At 65.4% G+C, this 25,055-nt stretch carries 18 protein-coding genes, 1 pseudogene and 2 riboswitches; of the genes and pseudogenes, 12 read left to right on the top strand and 7 right to left on the bottom strand.

The window, feature by feature from the left end; translation table 11 throughout:
- Positions 1-12: 12 nt before the first annotated feature.
- The 7 genes and pseudogenes from ACOOHP_RS21740 to ACOOHP_RS21710 form a co-directional block, all read right to left on the bottom strand.
- Positions 13-1,245: a cytochrome P450 gene (locus ACOOHP_RS21740; protein ID WP_420468547.1), complete on the bottom strand. Its 1,233-nt coding sequence runs from the start codon at positions 1,243-1,245 to the stop codon at positions 13-15.
- Entirely contained in the window at positions 1,242-2,846 is a 1,605-nt protein-coding gene (locus ACOOHP_RS21735; protein WP_420468546.1) for a GMC family oxidoreductase, read from the bottom strand. The genes ACOOHP_RS21740 and ACOOHP_RS21735 overlap by 4 nt, the downstream gene beginning before the upstream one ends.
- A gap of 28 nt (positions 2,847-2,874) precedes the next feature.
- Positions 2,875-4,347, bottom strand: a complete 1,473-nt coding sequence (locus ACOOHP_RS21730; protein WP_420468545.1) for an aldehyde dehydrogenase family protein — start codon at positions 4,345-4,347, stop codon at positions 2,875-2,877.
- Between the two features lie 2 nt (positions 4,348-4,349).
- A complete protein-coding gene (locus tag ACOOHP_RS21725) occupies positions 4,350-5,939 on the bottom strand; it encodes a flavin-containing monooxygenase (protein ID WP_420468544.1) in 1,590 nt (529 codons plus the stop codon).
- Positions 5,940-6,027: 88 nt separating this feature from the next.
- Positions 6,028-7,212, bottom strand: a pseudogene (locus tag ACOOHP_RS21720) (CaiB/BaiF CoA transferase family protein).
- Between the two features lie 14 nt (positions 7,213-7,226).
- Positions 7,227-7,661 carry a Zn-ribbon domain-containing OB-fold protein gene (locus ACOOHP_RS21715; RefSeq protein ID WP_420468543.1) on the bottom strand — a complete coding sequence of 145 codons (435 nt, stop codon included), beginning with the start codon at positions 7,659-7,661 and terminating at the stop codon, positions 7,227-7,229.
- Complete coding sequence (locus ACOOHP_RS21710) at positions 7,661-8,845, bottom strand: thiolase C-terminal domain-containing protein (protein WP_420468542.1); 1,185 nt, start codon at positions 8,843-8,845, stop codon at positions 7,661-7,663. Before ACOOHP_RS21710 ends, ACOOHP_RS21715 begins: the two co-directional genes overlap by 1 nt.
- 159 nt (positions 8,846-9,004) lie before the next feature.
- On the opposite strand from ACOOHP_RS21710, the gene ACOOHP_RS21705 reads away from it, so the two are divergent.
- The 12 genes from ACOOHP_RS21705 (at position 9,005) to ACOOHP_RS21650 (ending at position 24,854) form a co-directional block, all read left to right on the top strand.
- Positions 9,005-10,045 (top strand): alpha/beta hydrolase, encoded by a 1,041-nt coding sequence (locus ACOOHP_RS21705; RefSeq protein WP_420468541.1) that lies wholly within the window; start codon positions 9,005-9,007, stop codon positions 10,043-10,045.
- 58 nt (positions 10,046-10,103) lie between these two features.
- A riboswitch (glycine riboswitch) is annotated at positions 10,104-10,198 on the top strand.
- Positions 10,199-10,212: 14 nt separating this feature from the next.
- A riboswitch (glycine riboswitch) is annotated at positions 10,213-10,326 on the top strand.
- Positions 10,327-10,356: 30 nt separating this feature from the next.
- The gene (gene gcvT, locus ACOOHP_RS21700; RefSeq protein WP_420468540.1) at positions 10,357-11,481 is read left to right on the top strand and encodes a glycine cleavage system aminomethyltransferase GcvT; all 1,125 of its coding nucleotides are present in this window, start codon (positions 10,357-10,359) and stop codon (positions 11,479-11,481) included.
- Between the two features lie 48 nt (positions 11,482-11,529).
- Positions 11,530-11,919: a glycine cleavage system protein GcvH gene (gcvH, locus tag ACOOHP_RS21695; RefSeq protein ID WP_420468539.1), complete on the top strand. Its 390-nt coding sequence runs from the start codon at positions 11,530-11,532 to the stop codon at positions 11,917-11,919.
- 60 nt (positions 11,920-11,979) lie between these two features.
- Positions 11,980-12,363, top strand: coding sequence for a GxxExxY protein (locus ACOOHP_RS21690; protein WP_420468538.1), 384 nt, complete (start codon positions 11,980-11,982; stop codon positions 12,361-12,363).
- Positions 12,364-12,426: 63 nt separating this feature from the next.
- Entirely contained in the window at positions 12,427-13,791 is a 1,365-nt protein-coding gene (gcvPA, locus tag ACOOHP_RS21685) for an aminomethyl-transferring glycine dehydrogenase subunit GcvPA (RefSeq protein WP_420468537.1), read from the top strand.
- Positions 13,792-13,819: 28 nt separating this feature from the next.
- Positions 13,820-14,320 carry a thiol peroxidase gene (gene tpx, locus ACOOHP_RS21680; RefSeq protein WP_420468536.1) on the top strand — a complete coding sequence of 167 codons (501 nt, stop codon included), beginning with the start codon at positions 13,820-13,822 and terminating at the stop codon, positions 14,318-14,320.
- 110 nt (positions 14,321-14,430) lie between these two features.
- Entirely contained in the window at positions 14,431-15,984 is a 1,554-nt protein-coding gene (gcvPB, locus tag ACOOHP_RS21675; RefSeq protein ID WP_420468535.1) for an aminomethyl-transferring glycine dehydrogenase subunit GcvPB, read from the top strand.
- Positions 15,985-16,224: 240 nt separating this feature from the next.
- Entirely contained in the window at positions 16,225-17,157 is a 933-nt protein-coding gene (locus tag ACOOHP_RS21670; protein ID WP_420468534.1) for a carbohydrate kinase family protein, read from the top strand.
- 188 nt (positions 17,158-17,345) lie between these two features.
- A complete protein-coding gene (locus ACOOHP_RS21665) occupies positions 17,346-19,505 on the top strand; it encodes a RelA/SpoT family protein (protein WP_420468533.1) in 2,160 nt (719 codons plus the stop codon).
- Between the two features lie 150 nt (positions 19,506-19,655).
- The gene (locus ACOOHP_RS21660) at positions 19,656-21,452 is read left to right on the top strand and encodes an ABCB family ABC transporter ATP-binding protein/permease (protein ID WP_420468532.1); all 1,797 of its coding nucleotides are present in this window, start codon (positions 19,656-19,658) and stop codon (positions 21,450-21,452) included.
- 176 nt (positions 21,453-21,628) lie between these two features.
- Complete coding sequence (locus ACOOHP_RS21655) at positions 21,629-23,479, top strand: DUF1302 domain-containing protein (RefSeq protein WP_420468531.1); 1,851 nt, start codon at positions 21,629-21,631, stop codon at positions 23,477-23,479.
- A 22-nt stretch (positions 23,480-23,501) separates the two neighbouring features.
- Complete coding sequence (locus ACOOHP_RS21650; protein ID WP_420468530.1) at positions 23,502-24,854, top strand: DUF1329 domain-containing protein; 1,353 nt, start codon at positions 23,502-23,504, stop codon at positions 24,852-24,854.
- Positions 24,855-25,055: the final 201 nt, after the last annotated feature.

The following is a 25,055-nucleotide window of genomic DNA, read 5'->3' as shown; positions in this document are numbered from 1 at the left end:
GGTGTCGCAGCCTTACCGCGCCGCGATCATCAATCGTGTCTGCACCCGGCTGACGATCGAAGGCGACCACTGGCTGGGAGGATCGATCAGCTTCAGCCGTGGCAGGGTGGAGAGCAGTTCGGCGAAGAAGATGCGCAACTCCATGCGGGCCAGGGCCATGCCCAGGCACAGGTGCATGCCGGTTCCGAACGCCAGATGCCGGCCCACGTCGGGCCTTGCGATGTCGAACACCTCGGGATTCTCGAACACCGCGTCGTCGCGGTTGGCCGCCAGCGGCGACAGGAACACGCGGTCGCCGGTTTTCAGATGCTGCCCATACCACTCGAAGTCTTCGCCGACGATCCGCACAGTCGCCTTGGTGTGCGACTCCCAGCGCAGGATCTCCTCGACCGCGGCATTGATCCGGCCCGGGTCCGCAATCAGCGCATCGAGCTGCGCCGGATGCAGCAGCAGTGCGCGCACGCCGTTGGCGATCATGCAGGAGGTGGTGCGATTGCCGCCGAACAGCATCAGGATGCCGGTGGCGATGACCTCGTCGCGGGTCAGGCGCTGGCCGTCGGCCTCGGCCGCCGCCAACTGCGCCATCAGGCTGCCGGTGCTGCCGGCGTTGCGCTCGATCACCGCATTGAGGTAGGCCTCCAGCGATTCCACCGCCGCGTGGGTCTTGCCGAAGCGATCAGGGTCATCGGCGACGCCGCCGATGATGCTGGAGACCTCTTCGGTCCAGGCGGTGAACTGGTGACGGTCCTGCGGCGGCACGCCCAGCATCCCGCAGATGATCGGGCCCGGGATCTCGTAGGCGATCTCGTTGAGCACGTCGATCGGCTTTGAGGGCTCCGTGTCCAGACGACGATTGAGGATCGCCACCTGCTCGCGCGCCAGCTCCCGGACCCGGCCTTCCAGACCTGCCACCACCTGCGGAGTGAAGGCCTTCTGCACCACGCCGCGCAGGCGTTTGTGCTCGGGGTTGTCCTGGAACACCATCCAGGATTCCAGGATTTTCATCGTGCGCCCGACCGTGTCCTGCTGTTCCGGCGCCACTTTCTCGCGCAGCTTCTTCATGCGGTTCGACAGCAGCCGCCGGTCGCGAAAGCCGGTTGTCACCGCGGCATGGCTGGTGATGATCCACGCACGGTGGCGCGCGTTCCAGTGCACCGGCTCGGTGGCGCGCAGACGATCAAAGTAGGCGTAAGGCGTCTGCGTGCAGGCGGCGTCGAGCAGATCGGTCTTGTCGGCGGCCGTCATGCTGCGTCCAGTCCGGCGGCGCCCTTCTCGGCGATCATCATCGTTGCGGCCGCGGTATTGGCCGACGGCATCGTCGGCATCACCGAGGCATCCATCACCGACAAGCCTTCGACGCCGTGGACGCGAAGGTTCGCGTCCACCACCGCGAGCGGATCGTCGGCCGGGCCCATCTTGCAAGTGCCCATCGGGTGATATCCGGTGCTGCCGTACTGGCGCGCGTAGTGCATCCACTCGTCGTCGGTCTGCACCTCTGCGCCGGGCAGCAGTTCGCTCTGCACCAGCGCCTGCATCGGCGCCGAATGCATCACCGCGCGAGCGCACTTGAGTGCGGCCAGGGTCACCGCCTGGTCCTGTTCGTGGGCGAGGAAATTGGGCTGGATCTCGGGGGCGTCGCGATCGTCGGCGCTGTTCACGCGCACGTACCCGGTGCTTTCGGGTCGCAAGGCGAACCCGCCGCAGGTCAGACCCGGTTGATCGTCGATGTGGCCGATCATCCCGAGCTTGTAGCTGGCCGGAAAATATGACAGCGCAAAGTCGGCGGTCGGCAGTTCGGGTCGGGACTTCCAGAAACCGTAGATCAGCACCGGACTGACCGCGAGCACGCTGGGACGCCCCAGGGCCCAATTGAGGAGTTCGCTGAGCAGTGGCAACCCGCGCACGCGCTGATTGATGCTCAACACGTCGGGCTTGCCGCGCACGATCACCCGCGGGACGAAATGATCGCGCAGGTTTTCGCCTACACCCGGCAGTTCGCGGGTGACCGCGATACCGGCCTTGCCCAAGACCTGCGCGGGGCCGATCCCCGACAGTTGCAGCAGCTTGGGACTGCCGATGGCGCCGGCACAGAGCACCACGCCGCGGGTGGCGATGATCCGCTGCGTCGCGCTCTGGTTGCCGATGCGCACATCCACACCGCGGGCACGGCCGTCGTCGATCACCACCCGCGTCACGGTGGCGTCGGTGATCACCCGCACCCCGAAGCGGCTGCGTGCCGGATGCAGGAAGCCGTGCGCGGTGCTCCAGCGCCGGCCCTTGCGGATGTTGCTCTGCACGTAGCCGATGCCGGTCTGCTCGGCGCCGTTGTAGTCGGGGTTGAGGGGGATGCCGACGGAATGGGCACCTTGCAGAAAGGTATCGCCGACCACCGCGCGCCACGGCGTCACCGTGACCGGCATCGGGCCGCGATCACCGCGATGCTGCTCGTGTCCGGGCTCGTGGAAGTGTTCGGATTTGCGGAACCAGGGCAGCACTTCCGGATAGCTCCAACCTGGATTGCCCTGCGCCGCCCACAGATCGAAATCCTGCGCCTGTCCGCGGTTGTAGACCGCGCCGTTGACCGCGCTGGAACCACCCAGCACGCGGCCCTGCACCAGCGGCGTGGCACGACCATTGGTGCCGGCCGAACCCTGGTACTGAAACTGCCAGGTGACGCGCGGGTCCTTGAGCGTCTTGGTCCAGCCCACCGGGATGCGGATGTAGGGGCTGCTGTCGGCCGGGCCGGCTTCGAGCACGCAGACCTTGTGCCCGCGCTCGCCCAGTCGGTAGGCAACGATGCTCGCTGCCGTACCGCCGCCAACGATCACGTAGTCGTGGCTTTCCATTGATCGTCTCCTCGATGCGCGTCGTGCATCAGCGCGTGGTCAGGAACACCGACTTGGTGTTGAGGAATTCGTCCAGATGCTCGAATCCGGACTCGCGGCCGTAACCGCTCATCTTGTAGCCGCCGAAGGGCACCGCGACGTCCTGCAGGCTGTAGTTGTTGATCCAGACGGTGCCGCTGCGCACGCGGCGCGCCATCCGATGTGCGGTGTCCACGCTGCGCGTCCAGATACCGCAGCCCAGGCCGAACTCGCTAGCGTTGGCGCGCTGCACGACTTCTTCCATCGTGTCGAACGACAGCGCCGACAGCACCGGCCCGAAGATCTCTTCGCGCGCGATGGTCATCGTATCGGTCACGTCGCCGAAGATCGTCGGCTGCACGAAATATCCCGGCGCATGATCGGGCGAGGTCATGCGCTCGCCGCCGACGAGCAGGCGCGCGCCTTCGGATTTTCCCAGCGCGATGTAGCGGCACACACGGTCCAGTTGCGCTTGCGATACCAGCGGGCCGATCTGGGTGTCGCGCTGCAGTGGATCACCGACGCGCAAGGTGCCGGCGTAGGCCGCGGCACGCTGCAGGAATTCGCCGTAGATCTCGCGCTGCACGAACAGGCGCGAACCGGCAAAACAGTTCTGTCCGCAGTTGGCGAACACCGCCACGTCGAGATCGGCATCGGCGAACACGATGTTGGGGGATTTGCCGCCGAGTTCGAGCGATACCCGTTTCACGTTGGCGGCGCTGGCGCGGATGATCGACTGTCCCACCTCGGTGGAGCCGGTGAACGCGATCTTGTCGACGTCGCGGTGTGCCGCCAGCGCGGCGCCGGCATCGCCCAAGCCCGGCACCACGTTGACCACGCCGGGCGGCACGCCGGCTTCGAGACAAAGTTGGCCGAAGCGCAGCGGCGACAGCGGCGCCTGCTCGGCGGGCTTGAGCACCACCGTGCAACCGGCCGCCAGCGCCGGCGCGATCTTCCAGATCGACAGCACCAGCGGACTGTTCCAGGGGTTGATCGCGCCGACCACGCCGAGCGGTTCCTTCAACGTGTAGGCGAACACCTCGCCCGGTACCGAGTTGTCGATGGTGTGCCCGTGCACCGTCACCGCAAGGCTCGCGTAATAGCGCAGCATCGCCACCGCCCGCGCGCGGCGCGGGGCCAGGGTGCCGACCGGCACGCCCATGTCGAGCACGTCGAGCATCACCAGGGCGTCGAAATTTGCCTCTACCAGATCCGCCAGACGCAGTAGCACGCGCTGACGTTCCACCGGCTTGACCATCGACCAGCCGCCTTCGAACGCGCGGCGTGCGGCGGCAACCGCGAGGTCGATGTCGGCGGCGGCGCCTTCGGCCACCGTGGCCAGCACTTCGCCGGTGGCGGGATTGATCGTCTCCAGGGTGCGTCCCGACAGCGCATCGACGAAGCGGCCGTCGATCAGCAGCTGCCGCGGGGTGGCCCGCACCAGCGCGCGGCGTGCTTCGGCGGTATCGATGGCGGCGGCCATGTTCAGCTCATCCGCAGGCCGGCATAACGCTCGGCCCGCACCTTGTCGAGGATGCCGCGATACGACGCCAGCCCGCCCATGTGGAACGACAGCGTGTAGGGCTTGCCGGGGATGTTGGCGCCGAAGATCCACGACTGCGTCTTGGGCAGGATGGTCATGTTGGCCAAGGTCGCGCACTCCTCCACCCAGGCGACCTCGGCTTCGCGGGTGGCCTCGATCACCTGCTTGCCGCGCTCGCGGGATTCGGCGATCACTTCGGCGATCAGATCGACCTGGGTCTCGATCGCCGGCGGCAGGTTGGAGAAGGGGCTGTTGGGGCCCAGCACCATGAACAGGTTCGGGAAGTCGACGTTGTAGATGCCCAGGTAGGTGCGCGCGCCGCCGCGCCAGTGATCCTGGATCGTCAGCCCGCCGCGACCACGAATGTCCAGGCGCAGATAATTACCGTCGGAGGCATCGAAGCCGGTGGCGTAGATCAGCATGTCCAGCGCGTGCTCGACGCTGTCGGCAGTGCGCACGCCGGCCTCGGTCAGCTCCGTGATCGGGTTCTGCTTGATGTCCACCAGATCCACATTGGGCCGGTTGTACTGCTCGTAGTAGCCGGCGTCGCACAGTGGCCGCTTGGCGTAGGCATCGGTCGGAATCAGTTTTTGGCGCTTGTCCGGATCCTTGACGATGGCGGCGATCTTGCGACGGATGAATTCCTGCGCGTAAGCATTGGATTCATCGTCGAGAATCAGGTCATTGAAGGTGCCGAACATGAAGCGAAAACCGCCGCCTTCCTGCCAGGCCTCCTCGAAGATGCGTTCGCGTTCCTCGGCGCTGACACTGTGGGCCGAGATACTGCTTTCCTTGGCCCCGAACGCGGTGAGGGTGTTGCGCTCGCTGGCCCAGATCTCGTCATAGCGGTTCTTGACGTCGCGCACGAAGGCTTCCCCCACCGGGCCGTTGCCCGAAGGCACGCTGTACTGCGGCGAACGCTGGAACACGGTGAGGTGCGCCACTTTCGGCGCGATCGCGGTGATCACCTGCACGCCGGTGGAGCCGGTGCCGATGATGCCGACCCGCTTGCCGTCGCAGGTCGTGCCCTCGGGCCAGCGCGCGGTGTGAAGGACCTGGCCCTTGAAACGGTTCTGACCGGGGAGTTCCGGGATGTTGATGCGCGACAGCAGGCCCACCGCGGTGACGATGAAGCGCGCCGTGTATTGGCCGCCGTGGTTGTCCTCGACCTGCCAGCGACCGCTGTGCTCGTCGAAGACCGCCCGCGTCAGTTCGGTGGACAGCCGGATGTCGGAACGCAGTTCGTAACGGTCGGCGAAGTGATCGAGGTACTTGCGCACCTGCGGCTGCAGACGGTAGTGCTCGGTGAATTCGTCTTCCTGCAGCAACTCCTTGTCGAAGGAGTAGCAATACAGATGCGAGCGGGTATCGGACATGGCGCCCGGATAGCGATTCCAGTACCAGGTGCCGCCCACGCCGTCGCCCTGCTCGATCAGCAGGGTGTTGAGCTTGAGATCGTCGCGCAGACGTTTCAGCGCATACAGGCCGCCGAAGCCGGCCCCCACCACGATGGCATCCAGTGACGTGGACATCGTTTCTCTCCTCTGATTTTTCTGGTCTCTACCACTGCAGCATTCTGGTGACGCGGCCCGGCACACCGCGTCCGGTTGAAGCGCCCGCTCAGATCACCTGCGCGCGGCGTAACCGCTCAAGCTCTTCGGCCTGCAGGCCGAGCAGCGATCCCAGGATGGCATCGGTGTCCCGCCCCAGTTCGGGGGCCTGCCGGATCGCGCCTGCCGGCGTGGCGCTCATGCGCGGTTGCGGCGCGGGCATACGCACCTGTCCCAACTGCCGGTGCGGCACGTCCGCGATGGTGCCGCGCGCGGCGTAATGCGGATCGGCATCGATGTCGGCGGCGCTGTAGACCATCGAGTAGGCGAGTCCGTGACGATCCAGGCTGGCGGTGATCTCGGCCACCGGTCGCGACTTGATCCAGTCCGCGACCAGTTGATTGAGCTCGGCGATGTGCTCCCAGCGCTGCCCGTGCGAGGCGAAGCGCGGCTCGCTCGGCAGGCCGGGTTGCTGCATCGCCTCGGCCAGGCGCTGGAACACGCCGTCCGAGGACACCGTCAGCACCAGGTAGCGACCGTCACAGGTCTCGAAATGATCACCCGGCGCGGCGGCAAAGTGCAGATTTCCGCGACGCTGGCGCACCACGCCGAGCTTGTCGAACGCCGGGAACAGCACATCGGTGAAGCGGAACACCGCCTCGAAAAGGGCCAGATCGATCTGCTGGCCACTGCCACCCATTTGGTCACGGTGATACAGCCCGAGCATCACCGCAAACGCGCCCAGGATGGCGGACATGTAGTCGGCCATCGCGGTGCCGGGCCGCATCGGCGGGCCGTCGGAGTTGCCGGTGATGTGCAGGAAACCGGAAAAGGCCAGCGCGATCCGATCGTAGGCCGCGCGATCGGCATTGGGGCCGGTCTGTCCGTAGCCGCTGATGCTGAGCATGATCAGGCGTGGATTGACCGTCTTGAGGTGTTCGTAACCCAGGCCCCAGCGGTCCATCGTGCCGGGGCGGAAATTCTCGACCAGCACGTCGGCCTGCGCGGCCAGCCGTCGCAGGATGGCCTAGCCTTCCGGCTGTCGCAGATCCAGCGTCACCGAACGCTTGTTGCGCCCTTCGGTGCACCACCACAGCCCCTGCCCTTCGCACATCGGCCCGTTGTGGCGGATCGGATCGCCGCCCCGGGGCTGCTCGATCTTGATCACCTCGGCGCCGAAATCGCCGAGCAGCGTGGCCGCCACCGGCCCGGCCACCATGGTGCCCAGATCGAGCACGCGGATGCCCGCCAGCACGCCGCCGTCGCCCGTCACGCAGACGCGCCTGTTGGCGGACGGAACAGCGGCAGGAACAGACCGTCTCCGAGATCGTCCCACCACAGTTCCACCGCCATGCCGATACGCACGTTCGCCGGATCGCAATGCGTGATGTTGGTGAGCAGGCGCACCCCCGGAATATCGTCGAAGCTCACCACCGCGGTCACGTAGGGCAAGCGCGCAGCCACTGCGGGATGCGCCGCATGGTGAATCACGGTGTAGGTGTAGATCTGCGCGCGGCCGGCGGTCGGCGTCCAGGCGATGCGCACCGAGCGGCACTTCGCGCAGACGGCGATCGGCGGATGGCGGCAGGTTCCACAATCGGCACAGGTCTGGAACTGCAGGCGTTGTTCGGCGCAGCCGCGCCAGAAGCCCTCGTCGTCCCGGTTCGGCTCCGGCCGCGGCATGCCGTCTGAGAAGTAGGCCATCACAGTCTCCCCAGAATCATCGCGCTGGTCGGCGCAACACCCGAGCCGCCGGTGACCAGGCAGGTGGCCGCGCCGGGCACCTGCGAAGTAGAGCTACCGCGCATCTGGCGCACGCCTTCGACGACCAGGTTCATGCCGTGCACGTAGGCCTCGGACAGTTGCCCACCGGCGGTGTTGATCGGCATTCCGCCATCGGGCCAGCGCAGCTTGCCGGACGCCACGAAGTCGCCGCTTTCGCCTTTTCCGCAGAAGCCGTAGTCCTCCAGGGTCATCAGCACCATGCCGCTGAAGTGATCGTAGATCTGGGCGACGTCGATATCCCCCGGCGTCAGCCCGGCCTGGCCGAACACCTGGCGCGCCACACGACGACCGTTGGTAGAGGCGTAGTCCTCATCGGGCATGTTGTGGCTGGTCAGCGCGCCGCCACCCCAACCCGGTCCGCTGCCGTGGGCAGACGACAGGATCGCCACCGGCGGCGCGCGCAGATCGCGCGCACGTTCCAGCGAGGTGATGACCACCGCGGCCGCGCCGTCGGTCTCCAGGCAGCAGTCGTAGAGACGCAGCGGCTCGGCGATCCAGCGCGCGGCAAAATAATCCTCGCGGGTGAGCCGGCGGGCGTGCATCACCGCGTTCGGATTGCGGTTGGCGTTGGCGCGCGCATTCAGCGCTACTTCTGCCAGATGCTCATGCGTGATCGGGTACAGGTGCATGAAGCGCTGGACGATCATCGCCAGCATCTGCGGCGGGGCCAGCGCGCCGAAGGGGTCGACGAAGTTGCCGTTGACCCGGCCCTGTCCGTGGCGGCCAAAGCGACGCCCCTGGCCCTGACACAGTCCACGGTAGGCGACGACCACATCGGCCTGGCCGGTCTGGATCGCCGAGCACGCCATCGAGATCCCACCGCAGGTGCCGCCGCCGGCACCGCCCCACACCATGGCGGCGAGCCGCAGCTCGGGGATGCCCAGCGCCACCTGCATCAGGTTGGGTTCGTTGGCATCGTTGGAAAACGACGCCAGGCCGTCGACGTCCGCGGGGGAGAGTCCGGCATCGGCCAGCGCCGCCAGGATCGCTTCGGCAGTCACCTGAAACTGGCTGCGGTCCTGGATGCCGCCCCAGCGCGTGTACTCGCTCTGCCCAATGCCGACGACGCAGCACTGCACCGGATTCCGGGTCACGCGGGTCACTACCCTGCTTCTCCACATGCATTGGCCAGACTCATGTTGGCATGGCGACCGAGCTGGCGAAATTAGGCCTTACCCTGCCGCAGCGGCTGGGATTCTCCCCGACTGCCATCGCGCGCGAATTCCGCGAAACTGTCGCATCCCCTGCCACCCGAGCCCCTAATGAGCGCACGTATCCACCATCTGCTGGACGTCTCCGGCGTCCGTATCCACGCCGTCGAACAGGGCCAGGGGCCGCTGGTGCTGTTGCTGCACGGCTTCCCGGAGTCCTGGTACTCCTGGCGACATCAGCTCGAGGCCTTGTCCGCCGCCGGTTACCGCGCCGTGGCCATCGATCAGCGCGGCTACGGTCGGTCATCCAAATTCTGGAAGCGCGAGGCCTACCGCATCGACGCGCTGGTGGCCGACGCCGTGGGCGTGGTGCAGGCACTGGGCGAGACCCGCGCTGTGATCATCGGCCACGACTGGGGCGCACCGGTGGCCTGGACCGGCGCCTGGCTGCATCCGGAAATCTTTCGCGGCGTGATCGGCATGAGCGTGCCCTTCGCCGGACGCGGACTGGTGGGCCTGCCGGGCAGCCCCTTCGGCGAGCGCGAACCCGAAGCCCTTCACGCTGAACTCGCCGGGCCCGGACAGTGTTTCTATCAGGATTATTTCGGCCGTATGGACGCGGTCATCGAGGAGATCGAATCCGACGTGCGCGGCTGGCTGCGCGACGCCATGTTCAGCCTTTCGGGCGATGCCCTTTCAGCAGCGGGCATCGACTTCGCGGCGATGGACCCAGCGCTGTTCATCCGCAATTCCGCCATGTGCGTGGCCGACGGCGCGCGCATGCGCGACCGCTTCGTGACCCCGCCCGCCCTGCCCGCCTGGTTGAGCGAACAGGATCTGGACGTGCTGTCCGCGGAGTTCCAGCGCAGTGGCTTCGCCGGAGGCCTGAGTTACTACCACTGCGTCGGGGCCAGCTGGCGACACCTGGAAGCGGTCGCCGGTCGACCGCTGACGGTGCCGTCGATGTTCATCGGCGGCCAGTACGACGTCGCCACGATCTGGGGCCGCGACGCGATCGCGCGCGCTGGGGAATATCTGAAGGACCTGCGCGGCACGCCGATCCTGCAGGGTTGCGGGCACTGGATTCAGCAGGAGCGGCCGCGACAAACCAACACGCTGCTGCTGGAGTTCCTGCAAGGCCTGCGCGACTGAAGGGCGCGGACCCGGGTTTTCGCCGACACCGGGCTGGGGCTACACTGCAGCCTCGACGCAAACCCACGCGCGAGAGTCCATCCCCACCCGGGATGGCGCCGAAGGCGCAAACCCGCTCGTCAATCGCTCAGGCAAACGGAGCGCGTGGAAGTCCGCGGCAACGCGGGCAGGTCGACTCTGGAGAGCGTTTCGCGCAGGCGAAACCACCGATGGGGCAAGCCCGTAGCATTGCAGGCTGAACTCTCAGGTCTGGCGCCGGCCAGAAAGACAGAGGAGCGATCACGATTCAGTTCATCGCTGCCCGGGATCGCATGCGCAAACGCACCGTCTTGTTCGAAAGCCACCAGCATCTGGGCGCCCGCCTGGTGGATTTTGCCGGCTGGGAGATGCCGATCCAGTACACCTCCCAGCTTGACGAGCACCACGCCGTGCGCAGCGGCGCCGGCATCTTCGACGTGTCTCACATGTGCGCGGTGGACCTGCGTGGACCGCGCGTGCGGGCGTTTCTGTCACGCGTGCTGGCCAACGACGTGGCCAAGCTGCAAGTGCCGGACGCGGCGCTTCCCGCCAACCCGGGCAAAGGCATGTACAGCTGCCTGCTCCGCGAAGACGGTGGCGTGCTGGATGACCTGATCGTCTACCTGCGCAACGAGAATTTCTTTCGCCTCGTGGTCAACGCCGGAACGGCCGATAAGGATATCGAGTGGCTGCGCCGTCACGCGCGCATCCACGGCGTGGACGTGCTGCCGCGACGCGACCTCGGAATCCTCGCCGTGCAAGGCCCGCAGGCGAGGCAACGTGTACACAACGTGCTGCCCAGAGCCCTGGCCGAAGCGGCCGCCCAGCTCAAGGCGTTCAATGCCTGCGAGGACGACGGCGTTTTCGTCGCCCGCACCGGCTACACCGGCGAAGACGGCTACGAGATCGTGGCGCCGCAGGTGCAGACGCTGGCGCTGTGGACCGCGCTGCTCAAGCAAGGCGTCACGCCCTGCGGTCTGGGCGCGCGCGACACCCTGCGGCTGGAAGCCGGGATGAACCTCTACGGCCAGGACATGGACGAAACGGTTACGCCGCTGGAGTCCGGCCTGGCCTGGACCGTGGCGATGAGCGGCGAGCGCGACTTCATCGGCCGCATTGCACTGGAGCGCCAGGCGCAGCAGGCACATCGCCAGCAGGTGGGCCTGATCTTCGAGGGTCGCGGGGTGCTGCGCGCGCACATGCCGGTGCGCTTTGCCGATGGCGCGCAAGGCGAGATCACCAGCGGCGGATTCGCGCCCACGCTCAAGCGTTCCATCGCGCTGGCGCGAGTCGAGCCGACCACGCTGCCCCGTTGCGAGGTGGAGCTCCGCGGTGTGTGGCAGCCTGCCCGCCTGTTCAAACCGCCGTTCGTGCGCCACGGCAAAAGCCTGATTCCTGACGACTCGGGCGCTGGCTGAGCCTGCCGACGCATCTGCCTCCATCCTTACCTTTACTGCGAGCCCGACATGAGCCAAACGCCCTCTGAACTGAAGTACGCCAAGTCCCACGAATGGGTTCGCCTGGAAACCGATGGAACCGTGACCATCGGCATCACCGATCACGCGCAGAACGCGCTCGGCGATCTGGTATTCGTGGAACTGCCCAAGGTTGGGCGCCAGCTCGCCGCCGAGGAATCCTGTGCGGTGGTGGAATCGGTCAAGGCCGCCTCGGACGTTTACGCGCCTATCGCCGGCGAGGTCATCGCCAACAACCCCGCCCTGGCCGACATGCCGGAAGCGATCAACAACGAACCCTACGGCGCCGGCTGGATGTGGAAGATGAAGCCGGCCAATGCAGCCGACGTTGACGCGCTGCTCGATGCGGCTGGGTATCAAGCTGTGATCGAAACAGCCTGAAGAAAAAGAATCACGCAAAGGCGCAAAGAGGAACGCAGAGACGCAGAGACGCAAGAAGAAATGGATGAAAACGAGATCAGCGCAGCAGTGGTCGATGCCGCCATCCAGATCCATCGACGTCTAGGTCCAGGGCTTTATGAGTCGGCTTACGAAGCCATCCTTGCGCATGAACTCGTCAAGCGAGGGCTACAGATCAAACGGCAAGTAGCAGTTGCACTGCAATACGACGAACTGACATTCGATGAAGCATTTAAAGCAGACCTGCTGGTTGAGAATAAAGTGATGATTGAACTGAACTCCTTAGAGACGCTGTTGCCCGTGCATCGCAAGCAGTTGCTGACCTACATCAAGCTGGCCAACGTACGCCTCGGACTGCTACTGAACTTCGGAGCCACATTCATGAAGGACGGAGTTGAACGTGTCGCCAATCACATGCCGCACTAAATCTTTCCTGCGCCTTTGCGCTTCACTTTGCGTCTCTGCGTGATTCTTTAATAGTCCCACCTCATGCCCTTCATCCCCCACACCGACGCCGACATCCGCCACATGCTGGAGACCATCGGCGCGCCGAGCATCGACAGCCTGTTCGACGAAATTCCGTCCGATCTGCGTTGCGGTCAGCTCAAGGCGATTCCGCCAGGACTGTCCGAAATGGAGATCAGCCGTCTGATGTCCGAACGCGCGGCGCAGGACGGCCGGCTGATCAACTTCTGCGGCGCAGGCGCCTACGAGCACCACATTCCCGCCGCGGTGTGGGAGATCGCCACCCGCGGCGAGTTCTACTCCGCTTACACCCCGTACCAGGCGGAGGCCAGCCAGGGCACGCTGCAACTGCTGTACGAGTTCCAGACCATGATGGCGGAACTCACCGCGATGGAGGTCTCGAACGCCTCGCTGTACGACGGCGCCACCGCGCTGGCCGAAGCCTTGCTGATGGCGGCGCGCGTGCAGTCCGACAAGTCCTCGCAGGAAGTCTGGCTGCCGCAGGCGCTGCACCCCTACTACGCCGAGGTGGTCGCCAGCTGCACCGCCGCCCAGGGCCTGAAGGTTAGACGCCTGCCTTACGATCCCGCGACCGGCCTCAGCCTGCTGCCCCCGCAGGCGCCGGACGCACCGATCGCGGTGGTGATCGCCCAGCCCAATTTCTTCGGTGTCCTGGAAGACGTCGATGCACTCACCGACTGGGCGCACGCGCAGAACGCGCTGGTCATCGGCCTGGTGAATCCGACCTCGCTGGCCGTGCTCAAACCACCCGGGCAGTGGGGAGGCGGCACCGGCCGCGGCGCCGACATCGTCTGCGGCGAAGGCCAGCCGCTGGGCTCGCCGCTGGCCAGCGGTGGCCCTTATTTCGGCTTCCTGACCGCCCGGCAATCGCTGGTGCGGCAGATGCCCGGCCGCATCGTCGGCCAGACCGTCGACCTGGACGGCAAGCGCGGATTTGCCCTGACCCTGCAGGCGCGCGAGCAGCACATCCGCCGGGCCAAGGCCACGTCCAACATCTGCACCAACCAGGGCCTGCTGGTCACCGCGGCCACGATTTACCTGTCGCTGATCGGCGCCCAGGGTTTGGCCAAAGTCGCCAGCGCCTGCCTGCACAACACACAGACGCTGGTGACCGCGCTGAGCGCGGTGCCCGGCGTCAGACCGGCATTCGAAACCAGCCCGCGCTTTCACGAAGCCGTGATCGTGCTACCCCGTCCGGTCGCACCGGTCGTGAATGCGCTGGCCGCGGCCGGGGTGTTCGGCGGCTTCGATCTGTCACGCCACTTCCCCGAGTTGGGCCATGCGCTGCTGGTCTGCGCCACCGAAACCCGCACCGAATCCGACATCCGGCTGTATGCCGATACCCTGGGCCGCATCCTCGCGGCCTGATCTGACTTCATCCAAGGAGAGCAACCCGATGGCCAACATCACCCTGCGCGGCAACCCGTTCCAGACCAATGGCGATCTGCCCCAACCCGGCAGCGACGCCCCCGGCTTTCGCCTGGTCAGCGGCGAGCTCAAGGACGTGACCCTGCACGACTTCGCCGGCAAGCGAAAAGTGCTGAACATCTTTCCATCGATCGACACCCCAACCTGCGCGACCTCGGTGCGCAAGTTCAACGAGAAGGCCGCCGGGCTCACCGACACGGTGGTCCTGTGCATCTCGGCGGATCTGCCCTTCGCGCAGGCGCGTTTCTGCGGGGCCGAAGGTCTCAAGAACGTGCAGAACCTGTCGCTGATGCGCGGCGGCAGCTTCGCGCAGGAATACGGCGTGCACATCGAAAATGGACCGCTGGCCGGGCTCACCGCGCGCGCGGTGGTGGTGATCGGCGCGGACAACAAGGTGCTGCACTCGGAACTGGTCACCGAGATCGCCGATGAACCCAACTACGACGCGGCGTTGAAGGCGCTGGGCTGATAAAGCCGGGAATCGGGAGTGGGGAATCGGGAATCGTTGAAGCACCAACATCCGATGCCCTTCCCCGCTTCTACGATTCCCGATTCCCGATTCCCGATTCCTGTTCTTCTATGGAACTGATCTTCGAACTGTCCTCCCCTGGCCGCACCGCAGCGGCTCAGCACCCGCCTGTCGCGGTGGACATGTCTGGCGTGCCCGAGTCCTTGCGCCGGCAAACGGCGCCGCGCCTGCCGGAGGTGTCCGAACTGCAGGCGGTGCGCCACTACACGCGGCTGTCGCGGCTGAACTTCAGCATCGATACGCACTTCTATCCGCTGGGTTCATGCACCATGAAGTACAACCCGCGCGCCTGTAACACCCTGGCGATGCTGCCCGAGTTTCTCGGACGCCATCCGCTGGCCCCGGCTGCGCACTCGCAGGGGTATCTGGCCTGCCTGTTCGAACTGCAGGAGATGCTGCGCGAAGTCACCGGCATGGCGGCGGTGTCGCTGACGCCGATGGCAGGCGCCCAGGGCGAGTTCGCCGGCGTGGCGATGATCCGGGCCTATCACCGCGCACGCGGCGATCACGCGCGGCGCGAGATTCTGGTGCCGGACGCGGCGCACGGCACCAACCCGGCCACTGCGACCATGCTCGGCTATGTCGCCCGCGAGATTCCCACCAACGCCGAAGGCGACGTCGACCTGCAGAAGCTGCGTGCCGCGGTCGGCCCGCAAACCGCCGGCATCATGCTCACCAACCCCAGCACCCTGGGTGTGTTCGAGCGCGCAATCCGCGAGATCGCCGGCATCGTGCATGCCGCGGGCGGCCTGCTGTACTACGACGGCGCTAATCTCAACGCCATCCTGGGCAAGGTCCGTCCCGGCGACATGGGCTTCGACGTGATTCACATGAACCTGCACAAGACCTTCTCCACCCCGCATGGCGGCGGTGGGCCGGGGGCGGGTGCCGTCGGGGTGTCGGAGCGGCTGAAACCTTTCATGCCGATTCCTGTTGTCGGAATGGCCGATTACGGGAATCGTGGAGAAGCCGGGAATCGAGAATCGAGAGTCGAGAATCGCAAAAGCGCTTCTGTTTCTCACGATTCCCGATTCTCCATTCCCGATTCCCGGTCTTTTCGGTGGCTCGACGAACGCGATCTGCCACAAAGCATCGGCCGTCTGTCCGCTTTCATGGGCAACGCCGGTGTGCTGCTGCGGGCCTATATCTACGCGCGCCTGCTGGGGCGCGAGGGCATGCATCGGGTGGCAGAGTTCGCCACGCTCAATGCCAATTACCTGTCCAGCAAGCTCAAGGCCGCGGGCTTCGACCTCGCCTACCCCACGCGGCGGGCCAGTCACGAGTTCATCGTCACCCTTAAGAAGCAAAAGCAGTCGATGGACCTGACCGCTACCGATATTGCCAAACGTCTACTGGATTTCGGCTTTCACGCCCCCACCGTGTATTTCCCGCTGCTGGTGCCGGAGTGTCTGCTGATCGAGCCCACCGAGACCGAGGACCTGCAAACCCTGGATGCGTTTGTCGCTGCCATGGTGGCGATCTTCGAGGAGGCCCGGACCGACATGCCCAAGCTCAAGGGTGCCCCCTGGACCTTGCCGGTGCGGCGGCTGGATGATGTGCGGTGTGCAAGGCAACTGGATCTGCGTTGGCAGTCCGCTGGCTGAGGCCGATTCAGGCACTCTGGGCGCAGGCTTGCTGCCAATCCACTGGTCTGCACCCCGCTATCCGACCCACCTGTCCATTGCAGGATTTTCGATGTCAGCTCTCATCTGCGGCTCGTTTGCTTACGACACCAGCATGGTTGAGGCGACCGCGCGCGGCGAGTGCCGGTGGCACTCGCTGAGGTCGCCGAACGCGCGAGCGAGGGCCGGGACCACAACACACAATCCGTTCGAGTAACTCCGATGTCAGCTCTCATCTGCGGTTCGTTTGCTTACGACACGATCATGGTCTACCCCGGCTACTTCAAGAACGAGATCCTGCCGGACAAGGTGCACATCCTGAATGTGTCCTTCCTGGTGCCGCAGCTGCGCCGCGAGTTCGGCGGCTGCGCCGGCAACATCGCCTACAACCTGCACCTGCTTGGCGGCGACGCACGGCCGATGGGTGCAGTCGGCAAGGATTTCGACACCTATGCCGCGTGGATGGATCGGTTGGGGCTCAACCGCGAGCACGTCAAGACCATCGAAGGTGCCTACACTGCACAGGCCTACATCACCACCGATCTGGACGACAACCAGATCACCGCGTTTCATCCCGGTGCGATGAGCTTTTCCCACACCCAGGACATCGCCACCGCCGGCGTGAAGATCGGCACCGTTTCGCCGGATGGGCGCGAGGGCATGTTGCTGCACGCGCGCCAGTTCGCCGAAGCCGGCATCCCCTTCGTGTTCGATCCCGGCCAGGGCCTGCCCATGTTCAGCGGCGACGAGCTGCGCGCTTTCATCGAACAGGCCACTTACGTTGCAGTGAACGACTACGAGGCCGAGCTGCTCACCGAGCGCACCGGCCTGAGCACCAAGCAGATCGCCGAGCGCGTCGAGGCCCTGGTAGTCACCCGCGGTGGCAAGGGCTCGCACATCTTCAACAAGGGCAAGGTGCTGGAAATCCCCTGCGCCAAGGCCGAGTCGCTGGCCGATCCCACTGGCTGTGGAGATGCCTACCGCGGCGGTCTGCTGTACGGCCTGCTGCAGGGCAAGGACTGGGAGACCACCGGCCGCATTGCCAGCCTGATGGGCGCGATCAAGATCGAACGGGTGGGGCCGCAGAATCACCGTATCGACCTCGAAGCCTTTCGCGAACGCTACAAGGATGAGTTCCGGCGCAGCCTGGATTGAGTGTCAGCGTATCCGTGCCGAGGATTTCACGGTCGCCTGCGGAAAAAGTGTGGACTTCCCCGGGTACAGTGGACAGCTGCTGCCTATATGGCGCGCCCAATCCGTGTGCATCCGTGAAAACCGTGGCAAAAGCGCCTCGGCCGACCGCTTGACTGGCGCGCCAGCCGCCGAAGCCGGACACTGACCCGATGGAACTCCCCGTCATCCAGCGTATCGGCAATGCCTGGCGCACCCAGCGGGTGGCGCGCGAGTACGGCATGGAGCCGCTGGCCAAGCTACTGGCGGAATACCTGCCGCAGGAGCAGATCGCGGAGGTGCGGCGCGCCTACGAGTTTGGCGCCCAGGAGCACAAGGGCCAGAGCCGCACTTCAGGCGAACCGTACATCTTTCATCCGCTGGCAGTGGCGCGCGTGCTGGCCGAGATGCGCATGGACTCCACCACCCTGTGCGCGGCGATCCTGCACGACGTGATCGAGGACACCGGCGTGTCCAAGGACGAGGTGGCGGCACGCTTCGGCAAGGACGTGGCGGAGCTTGTCGATGGGGTGTCCAAGATCGGCAAGATCGAGGGCATGAGTCGCGCCGAACGTCAGGCCGAAAGCTTCCGCAAGCTGCTGCTGGCGATGACGCAGGACATGCGGGTGATCCTGATCAAGCTGGCGGATCGCTTGCACAACCTGCGCACATTGACGTCGATGGCGCCGGAAAAGCGCCGGCGCATTTCGCGTGAAACCCTGGACATCTATGCGCCCATCGCACAGCGTCTGGGCATACACACCATCCGCGTCGAACTGGAGGATCTGGCGTTTGCCCACCTCTACCCCAAGCGCTTCGCCGCGCTGGCCTACGGGGTGGGCAAGCAGATGGGCGACGCCAAAGGCCTGATCAAGGAGGTCGAAAGCCGGCTGTCCAAACACCTGCGCGATGAGGGTATCGGCGCCACCGTGGTCGGTCGCGACAAGAACATCTACAGCATCTACCAGAAGATGCGCCGCAAAAAGCTGCGTCTGCTCAAGGTGATGGACCTGCTGGGCTTTCGGGTCATCGTGTCCAAGGTCGACGACTGCTACCGCGCGCTGGGCATCGTGCATCACGTGTTCAAGCCGGTGCCCGGGCATTTCGACGACTACATCGCCAATTCGAAGGGCAATGGCTACCAGAGTCTGCACACGACCTGCGTGGCCCCGGGCGGACACAAGATCGAGGTGCAGATCCGCACCCGCGAGATGCACCACATCGCGGAAGCCGGCATCGCCGCGCACTGGCAGTACAAGCTCGGTGACCGCAACTCGCAGGCCGCGCCGCAGCTGCGCGCGCGCGAGTGGCTGCGCAACGTGTTCGACGTGTTTGGCGCCGACGGATCGATGGACTTCATCGAGGGCGTCAAGGTCGACCTGTTCCCGGACGAGGTCTACGTGTTCTCGCCCAAGGGCGAGATCCGCCAGTTGCCCAAAGGCGCCACACCGGTAGATTTCGCGTATTCGGTGCACTCCGAACTGGGCGACCGCTGCGTCGCCGCGCGCATCGACGGCAGCCTGGAGCCGCTCAACTCGCCGCTCAAATCCGGCCAGACCGTGGAGGTCATCACGGCCCGCCACGCGCGCCCAAATGCGGCCTGGCTGCACTTCGTCAAGACTGCCAAGGCGCGCAGCCACATCCGCAACTTTCTCAAGAACCAGCGCGAGGACGAGGCGATCCGTCTCGGCCGCCGGTTGCTGGAGATCGCGCTGCGCGAACTCAAGATTCCGCTGTCGGCATTGCGCGAAGAGCGCGCCGAACTGGTGCTCAAGAGCTTTGATCTGCAGGACGTGGAAGAACTATTCGCCGCCATCGGCACCGGCGAGCGCCTGGCGCCGCTGGTTGCACGTCGCTTCCTGACCGAGGCCGGCGCCGACGCTCCGCATCAGGGTACCCACCAGGCCCTGGCCATCGAAGGCACCGAGGGCCTGGTGCTGGATTACGGGCGCTGTTGCCATCCGATCCCCGGCGACGAAATTCGCGGTCATGTCAGCGTGGGTCGCGGCATCGTGGTCCACCGCGTCGAATGCACCCACGCCAAGGCACGTCCGCAGGACTGGGTGCCGCTGGTGTGGTCTACGAGCGTCCAAGGCGATTACCTGTGCGAGTTGGTCCTGCGCAGCGAGAACAAGCGCGGCCTGTTGGCGCGTATCACCGCCGAGATTTCCGGCGCCGAATCCAGTATCGAGAACGTGCAGATGCCGGACCGTGCCGGTGGCGACGCAGTCGAAATGCGCTTCATCCTGACGGTGAAGAATCGCTCGCATCTGGCGCGCGTGATGCGCCGTCTGCGCCATATCGAGGGCGTGTCGAGGGTAGCGAGAGCTTGAACAGCAGGCGTTAGACGTCAGGACGCTCGCCGCGCTCGCTTCAGGCGTTAGCGAAAATCGTGAGCTGCAACAATTCATCCACGCCAAAGGCTGTTGCTAACGCCTAAAGCCGGCGCAGCCGGCGTCCTAACGCCTAAAGACTGATTTTCAATGCGCCCCAACCGCCTGCCGCCCGCGCCCGACTCCGAGCACTTGCAACCCTCTTTCCGGGTTGTGGCCAGCCTGCTGCCCTATCTGCGTGAGTTTCCGGGGCGGGTCGCACTGGCGGGCGCCTGCCTGGTGCTGGCCAAGCTCAGCGGCGTGGCCTTGCCGCTGGTCCTCAAGCACATCGTGGATAACCTCGACAGCCAGCGGCAGGCGGTCGTGGCGGTACCCATCGCGTTGCTGGTGGCGTACGGCGTGATGCGCTTCGGCAACGTGCTGCTCGGCGAACTGCGTGACGTGATTTTCGGGCGCGTCACCGAGCGTGCGGTGCGCCGCGCTTCGCTGGATGTGTTTCGTCATCTGCACAGTCTGGACATCGAATTCCATCTGGCGCGACGCACCGGTGGGGTGGCGCGCGACATCGAACGCGGCGTGGCCGGCATCAGCTTCCTGCTGCGCTTCATGCTGTTCAACATCCTGCCGACCCTGCTCGAACTGGCCCTGGTCGCAGCGATCCTGCTGGTGCAGTACGGTGCCAGTTTTGCGGTGGTGACGGCGCTGTCGGTACTGGCCTACATCGGCTTTTCAGTGATCGTGACGGAGTGGCGCACGCGTTTCGTGCGGGATGCCAACCAGCTCGATTCGCGCGCCAGTCAGCGCGCCGTGGATTCATTGCTCAATCAGGAGACGGTCAAGCTGTTTGGCGCGGAGAAGCGCGAAGCGCAAGAGTACGACCGCTTCCTGATCGCCTGGGAGACCGCGCAGCAGCGCAGCCGCTCGTCGCTGGCGGCGCTCAACGTCGGGCAGTCGCTGATCGTGGCCGGCGGCATGACCGCGATGATGTTCCTGGCCGCCTACGGCGTGGTTGCCGAGCGCCTGACCCTGGGCGACTTCGTGGCCATCAACGCCTACATGATCCAGTTGTTTCTGCCGCTCAATTTCCTCGGCTTTGTCTACCGCGAGATCCGCCGCGCGCTGGTGGACATGCAGCGCATGTTCGATCTGCTCGGACAGCAGCCGCGGGTGGAAGACCCGCCGCAGGCCCCCGCCCTGATCCTGCAGCGCGGGAATATCCGCTTCGAGCAGGTGTCGTTTGCCTATCGTGCCGATCGCCCAATCCTGGATCGGGTGAGTTTCGAGATCGAGGCGGGTCGCAAGCTGGCGGTGGTCGGCGCCAGCGGCGCCGGCAAGTCGACGCTGGCACGTCTGCTGTATCGGTTCTATGACCCGCAGCACGGCCGTATCTTGATCGACGGCACCGACATTCGCAGCGTCAGCCAGGACAGCCTGCGCAGGGCCATCGGCGTGGTGCCGCAGGACACCGTGCTGTTCAACGACACGTTGGGCTACAACCTGCGCTACGGCGATCCCGATGTCGACGATCGGCGCCTCCGGCAAGTGCTGGCAACCGCGCATCTGCAGACCTTTGTGGACCGCCTGCCGCAAGGTCTGGAGACGCAGGTCGGGGAGCGCGGGCTCAAGCTGTCGGGCGGCGAGAAACAGCGCGTGGCAATCGCCCGCGCGCTGCTCAAGAATCCACCGATCCTGGTGTTCGACGAGGCTACCTCGTCGCTGGACTCCGCCTCGGAGCAGGCCATCCTGCAGGCGCTGCACGACGCCGCTGAGCACCGCACTACCCTGGTGATCGCGCACCGCCTGTCCACCGTCACCGATGCCGACCAGATCGTGGTTCTGGATCAGGGCCGTGTGGTGGAGCGCGGAACCCACGCCGGCCTGCTCGGCGCTGCCGGCACCTACGCGCAGCTGTGGAATCTGCAGCTGAGGGAGAGTCGCCGACGCTGAAGCGCCGCCGGTCTCGTCCGCCAGGTTGGCCGGCGTGGCGCGCGGGTAAGGTGTTTCTCCCATTTTTGTGCAGCTTGCGCACCCGCGACATGGCGCACAGAATCGGACCATAACTATAGATACGGTTGGAGCGCTGCATTCCGGCCGTCCGAGCGTGACCCTCAGGAGAAAGACCGATGAAAACTAGAAAACTGACCGTGCTCTTGCGTCTCGGAGTCGGAGGCCTGGCCCTTGCACTGCCGTTGTCGAGCCAGGCCCTGCCGTTTCAGTTCGGGCCGGTGCAGGGCAGCCTGGACACCACCGTGTCCGCCGGTGTCACCATCAGCACCGAGGACCCCGACAGCAGCCTGATCGGTATCGCCAATGGCGGTACCGCCCGTACCGTCAACGAGGACGACGGCCGCCTGAACTACGAGGCCGGCGACGTCATCTCCACCCTGATCAAGGCGACCCACGACCTCGACATCCAGTACGGCAGCGGCGGCATCTTCGGGCGCGCCAGCTATTTCTACGATTTCCAGGCCGACGACGATCGCGACAATTTCGGCGAACGCGGCAGGGATCGCCTGGTGGCCCAGGGCGATCTGCTGGACCTGTTCGCCTACGTCAACTTCAAGATCAACGGCCACAATGCTTCCGTACGGGCAGGCCGGCAGGTGGTGAACTGGGGCGAATCGACCTTCATCGGCAACAGCATCAACGCCATCAACGCCATCGACGTTGCGCGCTTCCGCGCGCCGGGATCGGAACTGCGCGAGGCGCTGCTGCCGCATCCCATGTTCTGGGGTTCGCTGTCCCTGACCAATACGTTGAGCCTGGAATCCGTGTGGATATGGGGCTTCGACGAAGTGGAGATCGATCCGCGCGGGAGTTTCTTCTCCACCAACGACTTCATCTCTGACGACGGCGACGTGGCCTACACCGGCATCGGCCGCCGCAACGACCAGTCGCTGGGCACGCCCGTCACCGCGGGCAACGCCGCGGGGGTGTTTCCCGTCGGCGTGCCGCGGTCCAGCACCCGCCACCCGGACCAGAAGACCGGCCAGTACGGCGTGGCGCTGCGCTACTTCGCGGACTGGCTCAACAGCACCGAGTTCGGCTTGTACTACCTCAAGTACCACAGCCGGCTGCCGTTGATTTCGGGTGTGCGGGCGTCGGACCAGTCGAGCACGCTGGCACGCGTCAACAGTTCGACCTACTTCGTGGACTATCCCGAGGGCATCGAGCTGTATGGCCTGTCGTTCAACACCGATGGTCCGCTGGGCATCGCCTTGCAGGGCGAGTATTCCTATCGTCCCAACCTGCCGGTGCAGCTGGCCGCCACCGAGCTGCTGCTGGCGGCGCTGCGACTGCCCAATGCCATCGATCTCGGCGAAGGGGTGAATCCGGCGACGGCCGAAGCGCAGGCCGAGGGTTTCCGTCGCGTCAAAACCCATCAGGCACAGATGACGGCGACCAAGGCTTTCGGCCCCAGTCTGGGCGCCGACCAGTTCATCCTGCTGGGCGAAGCCGGCGTCACCCGCATGGAGCTGGACAAGGACCTGCTCTACAACGGCCCTTCCGCGCATCTGGTGTCGTGCCGTAATCCGGCGGCAATCCAGGCCGCGGTGTCCAACGGTTCCTGCCAGGAAAACGTCGGCGGTGGCTACGCCGATCGCACCTCCTGGGGCTATCGCGTGGTCAGCCGCATGGACTTTGAAAGCGCCATCGGCGCTGCACAGTTGTCGCCACGTCTGGTGTTTTCGCATGACGTCAACGGCGTCGGTCCGGTGTTCAACCAGGACACCAAGGCGATCTCGGTGGGCCTAGCGATGAACTATCTGCAGCGCTGGCAGGCAGATCTTGCCTACACCACGTTCTTTGATGGGCGTACCTATTCAGGAGTCGATCCGATTCCCCCCGGCGTCATGATCGCGCCCGGCACGACGACGCCGGGCGATCCGGCGCAGCCGCAGTCGTTTTCGACCAGCGCCAACGTCAACGAGGATCGCGACTTTCTCGCGCTCAGCATTTCCTACGCGTTCTGAAGATCCCGCCCTGGAGCACTTCATGAAAAACAAACTACTGGTAGCGGCACTGTTCGCTACGTTCTGTTCCGCGAGCCTCGCAGCGGTGACCGCGGACGAGGCCGCAGCACTCGGCAGCACGCTGACACCGCTGGGTGCCGAGAAGGCCGGCAATGCCAGCGGGTCGATTCCCGAGTGGACCGGCGGCATCACCGAGGTCCTGCCCGGCTTCGAGACCGGCGGTCACTATCCCGATCCGTTCGCCAGCGACAAGCCCATCCTGACCATCGATGCGTCCAACCTGGCGCAGCATCAGGACAAGCTGTCGCCGGGACAGGTCGCGCTGTTCAAGCGCTATCCCACCTGGAAGATGAAGGTCTATCCCACGCGGCGCAGCGCATCGTTCCCGCAGGGCATCTACGACGAAACGCGGGCCAATGCCACCAAGGTCAAGCTCGTCGAAGAGGGCGTCGGCTTCACCGGCACCAACGGCGGCACGCCCTTCCCCATCGTCAAGAACGGGCTGGAGGCGATCTGGAACCACATCACCGTCTACAAGGGCGACACTTATCGCACGTCGTGGTCGCAGGCACCGGTGACGGCTGGCGGCGACTACAACCTGGTGAGCTTCGATTACGAGTTCGACTTCGTGTACTCGCACCAGGGCAAGCGGCCGGAGGAGCGGACCGACAATCTGCTGTTCTACTTCCTGCAGATCGTCAAAGCGCCGCCGCGTCTGGCGGGGCAGCTGCTGCTGGTGCACGAGTTCGCCGACCAGGTGAGCCAGCCGCGCAAGGCCTGGACCTACAACCCGGGCCAGCGCCGTGTGCGTCTGGCGCCCAGCGTGTCCTACGACAACCCCGGCACCGCCGCCGACGGCCTGCGCACCAACGACGACTTCTTCATGTACAACGGCGCCACCGATCGCTACGACTGGAAGCTGGTGGGCAAGCGCGAAATGTACATTCCGTACAACGCCTACCTCATCAACGGCCCCACGCTCAAGGTCAAGGACGTCCTGCAGGCCGGGCATGTCAACCCGGAACACGCGCGTTACGAGTTGCATCGCGTGTGGGAAGTCGAGGCCACCCTCAAGCCCGGCACCTCGCATCTTTACAAGCGGCGCACCTTCTTCCTCGACGAGGACAGCTGGATCGTGCACGTGCAGGACAAGTACGACAACCGCGACCAGTTGTGGCGCGTCGACGAACTGCACAGCCTCAACTACTACGACGTTCCCTTCGTCGCCGCCGGACTCGAGGTCAAGCATGATCTGCAGTCCGGCCGCTACATCGCGTTGTCGATCCGCAACGAGGAGACCAAGGTCTACGATCGGGTGCCGTTGACGCCGGCCGATTTCACCCCGGATGCCTTGCGCAGCAAGGGCACGCGCTGACGCCTGGGCGGGCCAGTCGCAGCAAAAAAGCCCCCGGTCGAACCGGGGGCTTTTTCGTTGGGGCAGGCACGCCGGAGGGCGCGCTTGCAACCACTTTGAATGGCGGCTGCCTGCCCGGGTTATACGGACAAGCACGGATCGGAACACGACCTGATCGGGCGTCGTCGCGACAGCGATCCGATCAGCCCGCACAAGCCGCCG

Source organism: Panacagrimonas sp. (assembly GCF_965216805.1).
GTDB lineage: Bacteria > Pseudomonadota > Gammaproteobacteria > Nevskiales > Nevskiaceae > Panacagrimonas.
This window is presented reverse-complemented; position numbering and strand designations above follow the sequence as displayed.

Excerpts from the sequence above, each read along its gene's own strand:
- ACOOHP_RS21740 (WP_420468547.1), bottom strand. The coding sequence starts at position 1,245 with ATGACGGCCGCCGACAAGACCGATCTGCTCGACGCCGCCTGCACGCAG.
- ACOOHP_RS21735 (WP_420468546.1), bottom strand. The coding sequence starts at position 2,846 with ATGGAAAGCCACGACTACGTGATCGTTGGCGGCGGTACGGCAGCGAGC.
- ACOOHP_RS21730 (WP_420468545.1), bottom strand. The coding sequence starts at position 4,347 with ATGGCCGCCGCCATCGATACCGCCGAAGCACGCCGCGCGCTGGTGCGG.
- ACOOHP_RS21725 (WP_420468544.1), bottom strand. The coding sequence starts at position 5,939 with ATGTCCACGTCACTGGATGCCATCGTGGTGGGGGCCGGCTTCGGCGGC.
- ACOOHP_RS21715 (WP_420468543.1), bottom strand. The coding sequence starts at position 7,661 with ATGGCCTACTTCTCAGACGGCATGCCGCGGCCGGAGCCGAACCGGGAC.
- ACOOHP_RS21705 (WP_420468541.1), top strand. The coding sequence starts at position 9,005 with ATGAGCGCACGTATCCACCATCTGCTGGACGTCTCCGGCGTCCGTATC.
- gcvT (WP_420468540.1), top strand. The coding sequence starts at position 10,357 with ATGCGCAAACGCACCGTCTTGTTCGAAAGCCACCAGCATCTGGGCGCC.
- gcvH (WP_420468539.1), top strand. The coding sequence starts at position 11,530 with ATGAGCCAAACGCCCTCTGAACTGAAGTACGCCAAGTCCCACGAATGG.
- ACOOHP_RS21690 (WP_420468538.1), top strand. The coding sequence starts at position 11,980 with ATGGATGAAAACGAGATCAGCGCAGCAGTGGTCGATGCCGCCATCCAG.
- gcvPA (WP_420468537.1), top strand. The coding sequence starts at position 12,427 with ATGCCCTTCATCCCCCACACCGACGCCGACATCCGCCACATGCTGGAG.
- tpx (WP_420468536.1), top strand. The coding sequence starts at position 13,820 with ATGGCCAACATCACCCTGCGCGGCAACCCGTTCCAGACCAATGGCGAT.
- gcvPB (WP_420468535.1), top strand. The coding sequence starts at position 14,431 with ATGGAACTGATCTTCGAACTGTCCTCCCCTGGCCGCACCGCAGCGGCT.
- ACOOHP_RS21670 (WP_420468534.1), top strand. The coding sequence starts at position 16,225 with ATGTCAGCTCTCATCTGCGGTTCGTTTGCTTACGACACGATCATGGTC.
- ACOOHP_RS21665 (WP_420468533.1), top strand. The coding sequence starts at position 17,346 with ATGGAACTCCCCGTCATCCAGCGTATCGGCAATGCCTGGCGCACCCAG.
- ACOOHP_RS21660 (WP_420468532.1), top strand. The coding sequence starts at position 19,656 with ATGCGCCCCAACCGCCTGCCGCCCGCGCCCGACTCCGAGCACTTGCAA.
- ACOOHP_RS21655 (WP_420468531.1), top strand. The coding sequence starts at position 21,629 with ATGAAAACTAGAAAACTGACCGTGCTCTTGCGTCTCGGAGTCGGAGGC.
- ACOOHP_RS21650 (WP_420468530.1), top strand. The coding sequence starts at position 23,502 with ATGAAAAACAAACTACTGGTAGCGGCACTGTTCGCTACGTTCTGTTCC.